16 protein-coding genes are annotated in these 12,292 nt (G+C 71.8%); 9 read left to right on the top strand and 7 right to left on the bottom strand.

Annotated features, from left to right (window positions below):
- Positions 1 to 217 precede the first annotated feature (217 nt).
- Both AB0C03_RS04405 and AB0C03_RS04410 read left to right on the top strand, forming a co-directional pair.
- The gene (locus AB0C03_RS04405) at positions 218 to 820 is read left to right on the top strand and encodes an RNA polymerase sigma factor (protein WP_210865191.1); all 603 of its coding nucleotides are present in this window, start codon (positions 218 to 220) and stop codon (positions 818 to 820) included.
- Positions 774 to 1,571, top strand: coding sequence for an anti-sigma factor (locus tag AB0C03_RS04410; protein ID WP_357634132.1), 798 nt, complete (start codon positions 774 to 776; stop codon positions 1,569 to 1,571). Before AB0C03_RS04405 ends, AB0C03_RS04410 begins: the two co-directional genes overlap by 47 nt.
- Positions 1,572 to 1,666: 95 nt before the next feature.
- Here AB0C03_RS04410 and AB0C03_RS04415 read toward each other — a convergent pair whose 3' ends face one another.
- From AB0C03_RS04415 to AB0C03_RS04430, 4 genes are all read right to left on the bottom strand, one after another.
- Positions 1,667 to 2,626, bottom strand: a complete 960-nt coding sequence (locus tag AB0C03_RS04415; RefSeq protein ID WP_030331091.1) for an electron transfer flavoprotein subunit alpha/FixB family protein — start codon at positions 2,624 to 2,626, stop codon at positions 1,667 to 1,669.
- A 15-nt stretch (positions 2,627 to 2,641) separates the two neighbouring features.
- Positions 2,642 to 3,421 carry an electron transfer flavoprotein subunit beta/FixA family protein gene (locus tag AB0C03_RS04420; RefSeq protein ID WP_210865189.1) on the bottom strand — a complete coding sequence of 260 codons (780 nt, stop codon included), beginning with the start codon at positions 3,419 to 3,421 and terminating at the stop codon, positions 2,642 to 2,644.
- 187 nt (positions 3,422 to 3,608) lie between these two features.
- On the bottom strand, positions 3,609 to 4,022 hold the full coding sequence (locus AB0C03_RS04425; protein WP_210857851.1) for a hypothetical protein: 414 nt from the start codon (positions 4,020 to 4,022) through the stop codon (positions 3,609 to 3,611).
- Complete coding sequence (locus AB0C03_RS04430; RefSeq protein WP_030331097.1) at positions 4,019 to 4,816, bottom strand: GNAT family N-acetyltransferase; 798 nt, start codon at positions 4,814 to 4,816, stop codon at positions 4,019 to 4,021. Before AB0C03_RS04430 ends, AB0C03_RS04425 begins: the two co-directional genes overlap by 4 nt.
- A 42-nt stretch (positions 4,817 to 4,858) precedes the next feature.
- On the opposite strand from AB0C03_RS04430, the gene AB0C03_RS04435 reads away from it, so the two are divergent.
- The 3 genes from AB0C03_RS04435 to AB0C03_RS04445 are packed head-to-tail and all read left to right on the top strand — an operon-like array spanning position 4,859 to position 5,997.
- Positions 4,859 to 5,251, top strand: coding sequence for a YidH family protein (locus AB0C03_RS04435; RefSeq protein WP_030331099.1), 393 nt, complete (start codon positions 4,859 to 4,861; stop codon positions 5,249 to 5,251).
- Positions 5,248 to 5,553: a DUF202 domain-containing protein gene (locus AB0C03_RS04440; RefSeq protein WP_030331101.1), complete on the top strand. Its 306-nt coding sequence runs from the start codon at positions 5,248 to 5,250 to the stop codon at positions 5,551 to 5,553. The genes AB0C03_RS04435 and AB0C03_RS04440 overlap by 4 nt, the downstream gene beginning before the upstream one ends.
- Positions 5,554 to 5,580: 27 nt before the next feature.
- Positions 5,581 to 5,997: a PLD nuclease N-terminal domain-containing protein gene (locus AB0C03_RS04445; protein WP_030331102.1), complete on the top strand. Its 417-nt coding sequence runs from the start codon at positions 5,581 to 5,583 to the stop codon at positions 5,995 to 5,997.
- Between the two features lie 47 nt (positions 5,998 to 6,044).
- Here the strand turns inward: AB0C03_RS04445 and AB0C03_RS04450 are convergent, their stop codons facing one another.
- The gene (locus tag AB0C03_RS04450) at positions 6,045 to 7,667 is read right to left on the bottom strand and encodes an acetolactate synthase (RefSeq protein ID WP_030331103.1); all 1,623 of its coding nucleotides are present in this window, start codon (positions 7,665 to 7,667) and stop codon (positions 6,045 to 6,047) included.
- 82 nt (positions 7,668 to 7,749) lie between these two features.
- Positions 7,750 to 8,523 (bottom strand): enoyl-CoA hydratase/isomerase family protein, encoded by a 774-nt coding sequence (locus tag AB0C03_RS04455; RefSeq protein ID WP_210857847.1) that lies wholly within the window; start codon positions 8,521 to 8,523, stop codon positions 7,750 to 7,752.
- 98 nt (positions 8,524 to 8,621) lie between these two features.
- Between AB0C03_RS04455 and AB0C03_RS04460 the strand changes: the two genes are divergently transcribed.
- The 3 genes from AB0C03_RS04460 (at position 8,622) to AB0C03_RS04470 (ending at position 10,685) form a co-directional block, all read left to right on the top strand.
- Positions 8,622 to 9,101 (top strand): DUF6232 family protein, encoded by a 480-nt coding sequence (locus tag AB0C03_RS04460; RefSeq protein WP_051708379.1) that lies wholly within the window; start codon positions 8,622 to 8,624, stop codon positions 9,099 to 9,101.
- A 312-nt stretch (positions 9,102 to 9,413) separates the two neighbouring features.
- Positions 9,414 to 9,893 carry a DUF6232 family protein gene (locus AB0C03_RS04465; protein ID WP_030331106.1) on the top strand — a complete coding sequence of 160 codons (480 nt, stop codon included), beginning with the start codon at positions 9,414 to 9,416 and terminating at the stop codon, positions 9,891 to 9,893.
- A gap of 63 nt (positions 9,894 to 9,956) precedes the next feature.
- The gene (locus AB0C03_RS04470) at positions 9,957 to 10,685 is read left to right on the top strand and encodes a hypothetical protein (protein WP_030331108.1); all 729 of its coding nucleotides are present in this window, start codon (positions 9,957 to 9,959) and stop codon (positions 10,683 to 10,685) included.
- Positions 10,686 to 10,709: 24 nt separating this feature from the next.
- Here the strand turns inward: AB0C03_RS04470 and AB0C03_RS04475 are convergent, their stop codons facing one another.
- Complete coding sequence (locus tag AB0C03_RS04475) at positions 10,710 to 11,168, bottom strand: rhodanese-like domain-containing protein (protein WP_030331110.1); 459 nt, start codon at positions 11,166 to 11,168, stop codon at positions 10,710 to 10,712.
- A 70-nt stretch (positions 11,169 to 11,238) separates the two neighbouring features.
- Here AB0C03_RS04475 and ftrA point away from each other — a divergent pair, with 70 nt between their 5' ends.
- Positions 11,239 to 12,267, top strand: a complete 1,029-nt coding sequence (ftrA, locus tag AB0C03_RS04480) for a transcriptional regulator FtrA (protein ID WP_357634142.1) — start codon at positions 11,239 to 11,241, stop codon at positions 12,265 to 12,267.
- The last annotated feature ends 25 nt before the right edge of the window (positions 12,268 to 12,292 follow it).

Here is a 12,292-nt window from a genome sequence, read left to right on the forward strand (position 1 = left end):
TGATTACTGCTGATTCGTCAGGCCTGGCTTGCAGAACGGGTTACGCCGGCTCCGCGACGGACGGATGCGCCCCGGACGAACTTTTCTTTTCCGGCGTCACCCGCATCCGTTTCCGGGTCGGGGGACGAAGAGCAGGTGAGATGACATCGACCGGGAAAGTGGGGCGGGGGCTGTGGCGGCTACAGTCGGGTATGCCCCATCGAAGGCGAGCCGCCTGATGACGGCGCCACCCGAGAATCCAGACCCCCCGGTGGACGACACAGCCCTCCGGTTCCGTGCTGGCGACGAGGCGGCGCTGCGCGAGGCCTACGACCGTTATGGCCGTGCCGTGCTGCACCTGGCCACCACCATGCTGGCCAACCGCGCCGACGCCGAGGACGTGACCCAGGCGACTTTCGTCGCCGCCTGGCTGGGAAGGGACACCTTCGATCCCGCCAAGGGGTCGCTGATCGGCTGGCTGCTCGGCATCGGCCGGCGCAAGGTGATCGACCGGATGCGGGCCTCGGCCCGGGAGACGCGGGTCGTGGAGACGGTCCGGCAGCTGCCCGAGCCGGCGCAGACCGGCCCGGACCCGGACCGGGTGGTGGACCGGCTGGTCATCGCCGATGAGCTGGCCCAACTTCCGGACGACCAACGACGCATGCTGGAGTTGGCGTTCTACGACGACCTGACACACCAGCAGATAGCGGCGATGACAGGTGTGCCGTTGGGCACCGTGAAGAGTCACATCCGACGCGGTATGGCGAGCTTGAAACGCAGATGGGAGGTGGACGGTGCAGCACCTGGACCACGACCGGCTGGTCTTTCTGGCGCTCGGTGAGAGCGAGGCGGACAACGGCGAGAGCACCCACCTCGGCAGCTGCGCGCACTGCCGGCGGGAGATGGAGACGCTTCAGCAGGTTGCCGGCCTCGGCGCGGAGACGCAGGGTCTCGGCGACCTGCCCGACCCACCGGAGCACATCTGGCAGGGCATCGTTGCGGAGGTCAGAGCGGCGGAGACACTGCCGTCGCTCACCGACTCCCGGCGCCAGCACGTGCTGCCCGAGCAGCCGAACGGCACGACGGCCGAGCCGAGCACCGCCACCGTCACCCGCCTGGCTCCGACCGACCGGCCCCGCCGGGGCCGCGGCTGGTCCCGTTGGGCGTCGGTAGCGGTGACCGCTGTCGCCGCCGCGGCGGTGGGTGTGGTGGGCACGGCCTCCGTGCTGCGCCCGGACGACCCGGCTCCGACCCCGCCGCAGGCGGTGGTGGCGCGCGCGCCGCTGGCGGCGTACGGGGCGACGCCCCCGGCGGCCACTGGTGACGCGCGGGTTCTCCAGGACGGCCAACTACATCTGCATGTGGCGAATCTCCCGAGCGTCCCGGGGTACTACGAGGTTTGGCTCATCAATCCGACGACGATGGAGATGTTCTCGGTCGGCACCCTGGGGGGCGGCTCGGATGCGTTGCTTCCCCTGCCGCCGAATGTCGACCTCAAGAGCTACTCGGTGGTCGACGTCTCCGCCGAGCAGTACGACAACAACACCCGCCACTCCGGCGACAGCCTGTTGAGGGGCACCCTGACGGGCTGATCGGTGGGCCGGCTCAGCTCCCCGGCCCGCCGATCAGCTCCCCACACGGCAGTGGCCGCCCGTTCGCACGGGCGGCCACTGCTGTTGTCGCTGAGTTACTTGCGCTTGCGGATCTCCTCCGCGGCCTGCGGGACGATCTTGAACAGGTCGCCCACCACACCGAAGTCGGCCAGCTCGAAGATCGGTGCCTCGCCGTCCTTGTTGACGGCGACGATGGTCTTCGAGGTCTGCATGCCGGCCCGGTGCTGGATGGCGCCGGAGATGCCGAGGGCGATGTAGAGCTGCGGGGAGACCGTCTTGCCGGTCTGGCCCACCTGGAACTGGTGCGGGTAGAAGCCGGAGTCGACGGCCGCCCGGGACGCGCCGACCGCGCCACCGAGCAGGTCGGCAAGCTCCTCGACCAGCTTGAAGTTGTCGGCGTTGCCGACGCCCCGGCCGCCGGAGACGACCACGCCGGCCTCGGTCAGCTCGGGGCGGGAGCCCTTCTGCTCGGCGACCCGCTCGACGACGGTGGCCAGCTTGTCGGTGTCGGTGACCGACACGCTGAGCTGCTCGATCGCCGGAGTGGCCGCCGCCGGGGCGGGGGTGACCGAGTTGGGCCGGACGGTGACCAGCGGCAGGCCCTTGGTGACCTTGGACTTGACGATGGTGGAGCCGGCGAAGGCGATCTGCGTCGCGGTGCCGTCGGCGTCCAGGCCGACCACGTCGGTCAGGATGCCGTTGTCGAGCTTGACGGCGAGCCGGGCGGCGATCTCCTTGCCCTCCTGGGCGGAGGCCAGCAGAACGGCGGCCGGTTGCACCCGCTTGACCAGCTCGGCCAGCACCGTCGCCTTGGGGGCCACCAGGTAGCCGTCGATCTCGTCACCCTCGGCGGCGTAGATCTTCTCCGCGCCGTACTCGCCCAGCTTGCCGCTCAGCGCCTCGGCGGCGCCGGCGCCGCCGAGCACCACGGCGCTCGGGGTGCCCAGCTCACGCGCGAGGGTGAGCATTTCCAGGGTGACCTTCTTGACGCCGAATTCCTTGGTGGCTTCGACGACGACGAGAACCTCAGACATGTCAGAACCCCCCTCTCACACGAACTTCTCGGTGGCGAGGAACTCGACCAGCTTGACGCCGCCCTCGCCCTCATCAGTGATCTTCGCGCCGCCGGAGCGCGGGGGGCGCTTGGTGTGCTCGACGACGGCGCTGGTGGCGCCGTCGAAGCCCACCTCGTCGGCAGCGACCCCGAGGTCGGCCAGCGAGAGCGTCTGCACCGGCTTCTTCTTGGCGGCCATGATGCCCTTGAAGGACGGGTAGCGCGGCTCGTTGATGGTGTCCCAGACGGAGACCACGGCCGGGGTGGAGGCGGTGACCACCTCGTAGCCCTCCTCGGTCTGCCGCTCGACGGTCAGCGTCGCGCCGTCGACGGTGAGCTTGCGGGCACCGGTGAGCGCCGCGACACCCAGCCGCTCGGCGATCATGTGCGGCATGACCTGGACCCGACCGTCGGTGGACTCGGCACCGCAGATGACCAGGTCGGCGCCGAGCTGACCGAGCGCGGCGGCGAGCACCTTCGAGGTGGCGACGGCGCACGAGCCGTGCAGGGCGTCGTCCAGCACGTGCACGGCCTTGTCCGGGCCCATGGAGAGCGCCTTGCGGATCGACTCGGTCGCCCGGTCCGGACCCATGGTCAGGATGGTGACCTCGCCGCCGTGCGCCTCCTTGATCTTCAGCGCCTCCTCGATGGCGTACTCGTCCATCTCGTTGATCACGTTGTTCGCCGAACCGCGGTCGACGGTGTTGTCGTCATTGCGCAGGTTGCGGTCCGCGCCCGAATCAGGCACCTGCTTGACGAGTACGACGATGTTCATCGCGCTTCGACGACCCTCCTGTGTGGTGTTGCGATTCGCTCGCCCGGTCTGGGGCGCAGCGTCGCGCGTCGGTCGACGCCAGGTCAACCGAGGGCGGCTGTGCAGTTGCCCACGGCGCAATGTTACCTGCCAGTAGGTTGCGCCCCCGCAGCACTCAGGGTGACACAGCTCACCGACCGGCCGGCGATCAGGCTGGCTCGGTCAACGCGGCCCGGATCTGGTCGATGGCCGCCGCCTCGGTAGGCGCCACCCCGTCGTGCGCCCGGGCCACCCGGTCCGCCGCGGCCAACACCAGCGCCCGGTACGCGTCCACGTCCTGCGGTGACTTGTCGCGCAGAATCCGCACCGCCCGCCCCAGCGCCGGCAGCACCACCGACTCGATCTCCAGCTGCGAGTCCCGGGGAAGTCGCGGCAACGGGCCGCTGGTCAGCGCCTCCTTGACAGTCCCACTGGCGTCGGCCAGCGCGCCGGACGCGGCGATGCTCTCCCGGATCACCCCCACGACACCGGGATCGGCGTTGGAGACCAGGAAGACGGCGCCGAAGGCACCGGTCTTGAGGGTCAGCCGCTCCTCGTCCGTCAACCGCTGCTCCATGATCACGGAGTGTAGACGTACGGGGTGGTGGTGGTGACCGGGACGAGGCCGAGCCGCTGGAGGATCGGCCGGCTGTCCTCGGAACAGTCGACCTGCATGAGCGTCCGGCCCCGCTGCTCGGCGAGCCGCGCCCGGTAGTTGACCAGCGCCCGGTAGATGCCCTTGCGCCGCCACTGCGGCAGTGTCGAGCCACCCCACAGCGTGGCGAAACCGGTGTTCGTCGGGAACCGCACCCAACCGGCGCTCACCACCGTCTCGTCCGCCTCGGCCACCACCACGGTGATCGAGTTCGGGTCGGCGTCGATCTCCTTGGCCAGCCCCCACACCAGGTGTGAGCGGTCCGCCTGCCAGACCTCCTCTTCCATGGCGGCGATCCGCTCCAGGTCCTCCCGGTCGGTCACCTCACGCAGGCGTACCCCCTCGGGAACGACAGGAAGCGCGGCGGCCAGCGGCGCGACCGGACCGACCACGACGGTCTCCCGGTCCTCCGGCACGAAGCCGGCGGCGCGCAGGCGGTCGGGCAGGTCCGCCGGTTCGTCGTGTTCGTTGAGTTTCCACTCGACCGACTGGCCGCGCTCACGGAACAGCCGCACCTGCCGGGAGATCAGCTCGTCCAACGCGTCGCCGGTCAACCCGCCCAGGTCGCGGTAGGTGAGGAAGCCACCGGCGTCGAGCCCGATGATCCGGACCAACGGCCCGTCCCGCTCCACCGTCACCCCGGCCGGAACCGGGTCGGGGATCTCCGGGCGGAGCTGGTTGTCGTAGGCGTCGCGCAGGGTCTGTACGTCGAGATCGGTCACCGACCCAGGCTAAGCCGGTTGGGAAGCGGATATTCTCCCACTGTGTGGGAGGTGATCAGGCGCTGGTTCGACCCGGCCGAGCTGGGCTCGGTCGGCGAGACGCCCGACTACCGCTTCTCACTGGCCAACGAACGGACCTTCCTCGCCTGGCTGCGCACCGGGTTGGCGCTGGTCGGTGGCGGGTTGGCCGCCGCCCAGTTCCTGCCCACCCTGCCGATGAGCCACCTGCGCGAGGTGATCGCGGTGGCGTTGCTGCTGCTCGGCGCGGCGGTCGCGATCCGCGCGGTGGACCACTGGGCGCGTACCGAACGGGCCATCCGGCTCGGTGAGGAACTGCCCGCGTCCCGGTTCCCCGCCATCCTGGCCCTCGCCGTCGGCGGCGGCGCGTTACTGCTGGTGGTCGCCGTCCTGATGCGGGCGGTCGGCGGTCGGTGAGCACCGGACGCGACCCGGGGCTGCAACCGGAGCGGACCCGGCTGGCCTGGCGGCGGACCCTGCTCACTGTGACGGTGGTGACCGCGCTCGCCGTCCGGCTGGCGTCGACCGGCGACCCGACCGGCGCGGTGCTCGCTGGCGGGACCGTGCTGGTGTGGGGTGCTCTGCTGGTGCTCTGCTGGCGCCGCGGCACCGGCACCGGTCCGACCCGCACCGGCGGCCGGACACTTCCCCTGGTCACGGCGGGCACAGTGGTGCTCGCGTTACTGGGAGTGCTGCTGGTGCTGCGCGGACTGTGGTGACGGGATCCGGTGAGCCATGATGGGTGCATGGCCCGGCTTGGCGTACTTCTCTTCCTGGTGCAGATCGTCCTCGCGGTCTGCGCGCTGATCAGCTGTCTCTCCGCCGAGGAGAGCCAGATCCGGGCCCTGCCCCGGATCGCGTGGGTGCTGATCATCTTGTTCTTCCCGCTGGTCGGCTCGATCGCCTGGTTCATCGCCGGCCGCACGCCCAGCCCCGGTGCCCGCGCGGGCTGGCCGGGCGGCACCGGCGGCGCCCAGCGGCAGCGCCCCCGGCCGGTGGCCCCCGACGACGACCCGGAGTTTCTGCGCTCCGTCGAGGAACGCGCCCAGCAGCAGGACCAGGAGCTCTTCCGCCGCTGGGAGGAAGACCTGCGGCGGCGCGAGGACGACCTGCGCCGCCGCGACGGTGAGCCGCCGCGTGAGGGTGACCGACCGGAGGTGTGAACGCCCGCCGCCGCCGGCGCGCGAGCGACGGCGGCGGCGGGTCCGACTCAGGCCAGGTTCGACGACCGGGGGTACGCGTCGGTCGGGTCGGTGAGCACGTTCACCAGGTACGGCACTCCGGAGTCGAACGCGCGCTGGAGCGCCGGGCCCAGGTCGGCCGCCTTGGCGACCGTCTCCCCCGCTCCGCCGAGCGCGCTGACCACCGTGTCGTAGCGCAGCTCCGGCTGGAGGTCGGCGGCCACGTCGTAGCCGTACATGGCCCGCATCGGGTGCTTCTCCAGCCCCCAGATGCCGTTGTTGCCGACGACGATCACCACCGGCAGCTTCTGGCGGACCAACGACTCGACGTCCATCAGCGAGAAGCCGGCCGCGCCGTCGCCCATCAGCACGCAGATCTGCCGGTCCGGGTGACTGACCCGGGCCCCCATCGCGTAACCCATGCCGGTGCCCAGGCAGCCGTACGGGCCCGGGTCCAGCCAGGTGCCGGGCTGGGCCGGCTCCAGGTACCGGCCCGCGTACGACACGAAGTCGCCGCCGTCGCCGATGGTGATCGCGTCCGGGGCCAGCACCCGACGCAGCTCGCCGTAGATCCGGGCGGGGCGGATCGGGTCGGTCTCGGCGGCCATCTCGGCGGCGTCGCGGGCCTTCGCCGCGTCCTCGGCGACGCGCAGGTCGGCGATCCAGTCGGTGTGGTCGGCCCGGTCGCCGCTGTGGTCGGCCAGCGCGGAGAGGATCAGGCGCAGGTCGCCGGCGGGGGCAACGGCCGGCTGCACGTGCGTCGCCCGCTGGCTGGGGGCGTCGACGATGTGCACCACCTTGGCGTCACCGAAGTCACCGAAGCTGAGCCGGAAGTCCAGTGGAGTGCCCACCACCACGACCACGTCGGCGCCGGAGAGCGCGGCCCGGCGCGCCTTGGCGAAGGCGAGCGGGTGCTCGGGCGGCAGCGAACCGCGACCCATGCCGTTGGTGAACACCGGCACCTGCAACGCCTCGGCGGCCTCACGCAGGGCGGCGACGGCGTCCCCCGCGTACACGTCGGAGCCGGCGATGATGACCGGCCGCTGCGCCCCGGCGATGAGCAGCGCGGCGCGGCCGACCTCCTCCGGGTCCGGCGCGATCGGGTCGACGCCCGTCACGCTGGGCAGTTCGACGTCGGCGACCGAGAAGACCGTCTCCAGCGGAAAGTCGAGGAAGGCCGGGCCGCGGTGCGGGGTGAGCGCGGCGTGCAGCGCCGCGCCCACCGCGCGCGGGATGTCGTCGGTGCTGAACACCGTCTCGGCGTGCTTGGTGACCGGCGCGACCAGCGGCAGGTGGTCCATCTCCTGGAGGCTGCCGGAGCCCCAGCGGAACGCGGGTGCCCGGCCGCCGAGCACCAGCACCGGTGAGGCGTTGAAGAAGGCGCTGGTCATGCCGGAGATGCCGTTGGTGACACCGGGCCCGGCGGTGAGCACGGCGAGACCGGGGCGGCGCTGGAGCTTGGCCACCGCCTCGGCGGCGAAGACCGCTGACTGCTCGTGCCGGACGTCGTAGATCGGGAAGTCGGTCTTGTACGCGGCGTCGTAGAGCGGGAAGACGTGCCCACCGGACAGCGTGAACATCTCCCGTACGCCGTGCGCGCGTAGTGCCGCGAGCGCCAACTCGCCGCCGTGACCCTCGATCCGCTCCGTCATTCGCCGCTCCCCTTCGTCCCTGGTGACCGAGGCCCCACGCTACTGGCCGGTAGGAGCAATGTGAACCGTTCTCGGCTAATCGTCAGCGGCCGGTGAAGTCCGGCTTGCGCTTCTCGACGAAGGCCGCCATGCCCTCCCGCCGGTCGTCGGTGGCGAACAGCGCCGCGAACAGCTGACTCTCCCAGGCCAGGCCCGAGTTCAGGTCCATGTCCAGGCCGCCGTCGACAGCCAGCTTCGCGGCGCGCAGCGCCTGCACCGGCCCGGTCAGGTACGGGGTGATCAACGCGACGGCCGTGTCGTACACCTCGGCGGCCGGGACGACCCGGTCGGCCAGGCCGATCCGCAGTGCCTCCTGCGCGTCCACCATCCGCCCCGACATGATCAGGTCCTTGGCGCGGGCCGGGCCGACCAGACGGGCCAGCCGCTGGGTGCCGCCCGCCCCCGGGATGATGCCCAGCTTGATCTCCGGCTGGCCGAGCTTGGCGTCCTCGGCGACGACCCGCCAGTCACAGGCCAATGCCAGCTCACAACCGCCACCGAGGGCGTACCCGGTGATCGCGGCGACCACCGGCTTGGGGATCCGGGCGATCGCGCCGAGGGCGCTGGACAGGTTCGCGGCCCGCTCGGCCATGTCCACGTAGGACATCTCGGCCATCTGCTTGATGTCCGCGCCGGCGGCGAAGACCTTCTCCCCGCCGTACACGATGACGGCGCGGACCTCGGGGTCGGCGGTGGCGGCCGTGGCGGCGGCGCGCAACTCCTCCTGCACCTGCGTGTTGAGCGCGTTCATCGGCGGCCGCTCCAGCCGGATCGTGCCGATGCCGTCAGTGGTCTCCAGCCGAACGAACTCGCCCACGCTGCCCTCACTTCCTCGTCGAAGTCGCGTGCCAACCTTACGACCCGGGTCGTTTGGGTAAGTAGTGTGGTGTCAGCCCCGTGGGCGGGAGTTCAACGATGGTCACGTACTACGACGACAGATCGGTGCAGGTCACCTCCACCGGCGTCCGCGTCGACGGTCGCAGTTACGCGCTGGCCGACATCACCATGATCTGGCATCGCCGTGGCACCCGTTCCTGGCGCGTGCTGGTGGGGCGGGGTGCCATCGGTGCCGCGCTCGCCGGCCCACTGGTCGCGGCGGTGCTCGGCATCGGCGTGGCCGTCTGGTTGCACCGCTCACCCACAGTGACGATCGCGATCGTCGGCGCATCGGTGCTGGTCGGGTTGGCGGTGGGGCCGGTCGCCGACTTCCTCTTCGAACACCTGGACCGCTCGTACGCCCGGGGCAGCCGGCAACTGGAGATCTGGGCCCGCTGGCGCGGTCAACCGGTGCGGCTGCTGCGCACCGGTGACGCGCTGCGCTTCGGGCAGATCTACCGGGCGGTGCAGCGCGCGGTCGAGCACAGCCAACCGGCCCGCCCCGGCGTCCGCCGCTAGGCGCGCCTGATCGCCGAAGCCGCCTGATCAAGCACGGGCCTGCCTTCGACCGTCAGCGGGCGCGTGGTCGATCCATCCCCGACCCGGCGGGGTCAGCGCGGGAGAGGTGCCGCTGCGGGAGCCTTTGGAGTTGATGTCGCAAACGAATCAGGCGGGGGACGCCGCTTCGACCGGGGTTCTCGACCGGCGGGACACCGCCCTGATGTCGTAGGCGATTCAGCTCCAAAGGACGACCGCACCACCCCGCGTTCCCGGCGCGCTCAGGATGGGACAGACGAGGCGAGGGTTGCCCGTCGGTGGTTAGGCTTAGTGATGACCCTCTATTACCGGGACGACGCGGTGCAGGTGACCTCCGAGTCGATCCGGGCCGGCGGTCACGTGATCGCCCTGTCCGACGTGACGTTCGTCTGGCACGCCCGGGGGCAGAAAACCCTGGCCGTACGCGGCCGGGTGCTGGGTCGCGGTGTCCTGGTCCTGCTGCTCTCGCTGCCGCCGCTGGTCGCCGTGGTCTGCGTGCTGTCACTGGCCTGGTCGGCACAGGACCGGGGCAACTGGCAGCTCGCGCTGATCATCCTCGCCGCCTGCGCGGTGGGGGCGCTGGCGTTGCTGCCGTTCCTGGAGATCCCGTTGGGCTGGCTGGACCGCTCCTACGAGCGCGGCAGCCACGTGCACGAGCTGTGGGTGCAGCACCACGGCCGGGAGGACCTGCTGGTGCGCACCCCGGACGCGCTACGGTTCGGGCAGATCTACCGGGCCGTGCAGCGTGCCGTCGAACAGCAGGGCGACCACTGACGACCACCCGCCGCCGGCAATCTCGTCGGGCGGTTGTGGTGCGGCCGACGCACACTTGATCCCATGGCGATTCCCCTCCCCACCCCGTCCGCCGTGGTCGGCCTGACCCGCTCCGCTCTCGACCAGGCGCTCGGCTCGGCCGCCTCGTTCGCCGCCGTGCCCACCCGCGCGTTCGCGGTGCTGGACGGGGTGGAAGCTCTGCTGGCCCGGATCAACGGCGTGGTCGACCGCATCGAGACGACCCTGGACCGGACCGACCAGGTGCTCACCGACGCCGAGGCGGCGGTCCGTGAGGTGGCCGTCATCAGCGCCGCCGCGACCACCGCCATCGACACCGCCACCACCGTGGCCACCGCCGCCGCCGACGTGGTCGCCGACGCCGACCGGGTCTCCCGGACCGCCGCCACCGTGATCGCCAAGGCAGACGGGGTGGCCGGCCGGGCCGCCGTCACCGTGGGCACCGCGGCGGAGGCCGCCGCCACGGCGGCCGAGCTGATGACGGCGTACGAGCCGGCGCTGCGCCGGGCCGCACCGATGACCGAGCGCTTCGTCGAGCAGCTCAGTCACGAGGAGATCACCGCGGCGATCCACCTGATCGACGAGCTGCCCAAGCTCAAGGAGCACCTGACGGCCGACATCCTGCCGATACTGGCCACCCTGGACCGGGTCGGGCCCGACCTGCACGACCTGCTCGACGTGACCCGCGACCTGAAGCTCGCCGTGGCCGGCATCCCCGGGCTGGGCATGCTGCGCCGACGCGGCGAGAAGCTTGCCGACGAGCCCGCCGGCTGAGCCCTCGACCGCCCGCGCCGGGGGTCAGCAGTCGCAGGTGATCGTCGCGGTGGGGGCGGTCAGGTCGTCGACCGGGCGCCGGGTCAGCCCGGTCTCCGTCACCACCGGCAGCCCCTCCCGCACCCAGTACTCGAACCCGCCGAGCATCTCCTTGACCGGGTAGCCGAGCACCGCGAACTCCAGCGCCGCCCGGGTCGCCCCGTTGCAGCCCGGACCCCAGCAGTAGGTGACCACCGCCGAGCCGGGCGGGATCAGCTCCGCCGCCCGGGCCGCGATCTCGGCGGTGGGCAGGTGCACCGCGCCCGGCAGGTGCCCCTGGGTCCAGGCGGCCGCGCCCCGGGAGTCGACCACCACCAGGGCAGGCGTACCCGCCGACAGGTCGGCGTGCACGTCGCTGACGTCGGTCTCGACGCTGAGTCGGGCGCGGAAGTGGGCGGCGGCGGTGGCCGGTTCGGCCGGCGCAACGGCGAAGGTGAAGGTCATGCACCGATCCTCGCCAGTACGGGTGTCCGCGACGAGTGGCGCGGACGACGTCCTGCGCTAACATCCCGCCATGCCGATCCCGGCCACCACCACCGGCTCCCGCCCACTGCCGACTCCCCGACGCCCGGCAGCCGCGCACCGGGTCGCCGTGCTCGCGTACCCGGGGATGTCGGTGTTCGAGACCGGCATCGTCACCGAGGTGTTCGGGCTGGCCCGGCCCGAGTTCGACGTCGACTGGTACGACCTGGTGCTCTGCGCCGAGCAACCGGGACCGCTGCCGGTGGTCGGCGGCGCGAGCCTGCACACGCCGTACGGCCTGGCCGAGCTGGCGGCGGCCCGGACGGTGATCGTGCCCGGCGTGGCGGACGTGACCGCCGACCCCTCCCCCGAGCTGGTGACCGCGCTGCGTCAGGCCCACCGTCGTGGCGCCCGCATCATGTCGATCTGCTCCGGCGCGTTCGCGCTGGCGGGTGCCGGGCTGCTGGACGGCCGGCGGGCCACCACCCACTGGCGGTACGCGGAGCTGCTGGCGCGGCGTTACCCACGGGTCGAGGTGGACCCGGACGTGCTCTACCTCGACGACGGCGACCTGCTCACCAGTGCCGGCAGCGCGGCCGGGCTGGACCTGTGCCTGCACGTGATCCGGGGCGACCACGGTGCGGCGATCGCCAATGCGGTCGCCCGACGGCTGGTCATCCCGCCGCACCGCGACGGTGGGCAGGCCCAGTTCGTCGAGGCTCCGGTGCCCACCGACCCGGACGACGACCGGATCGCCGGCAGCATCGACTGGGCGCTGGCCCACCTCGGCGAACCACTGACCGTGGCCCAGCTCGCCGCGCAAGCGCACATGTCGTCCCGCACCTACCTGCGGCACTTCGCCCGAGCCACCGGGACCAGCCCGATCCGCTGGCTGATCGACCAGCGGATCCGCGCCAGCCTGGCAATGCTGGAGGAGACGGACCTCGCTGTCGAGCAGGTCGCCCGGGCGGTCGGCTTCGACACCCCGGTCACCTACCGCCACCACTTCGGTCGGTCCATGCTGACCTCACCGACGGCGTACCGTCGGGCCTTCCGCACCGGCGCTGGCCAGCGGGCCTGACGCGCCGACGCGGTCAGGCCGAGGC

It is taken from the genome of Micromonospora parva (assembly GCF_040649675.1).
GTDB lineage: Bacteria > Actinomycetota > Actinomycetes > Mycobacteriales > Micromonosporaceae > Micromonospora > Micromonospora parva.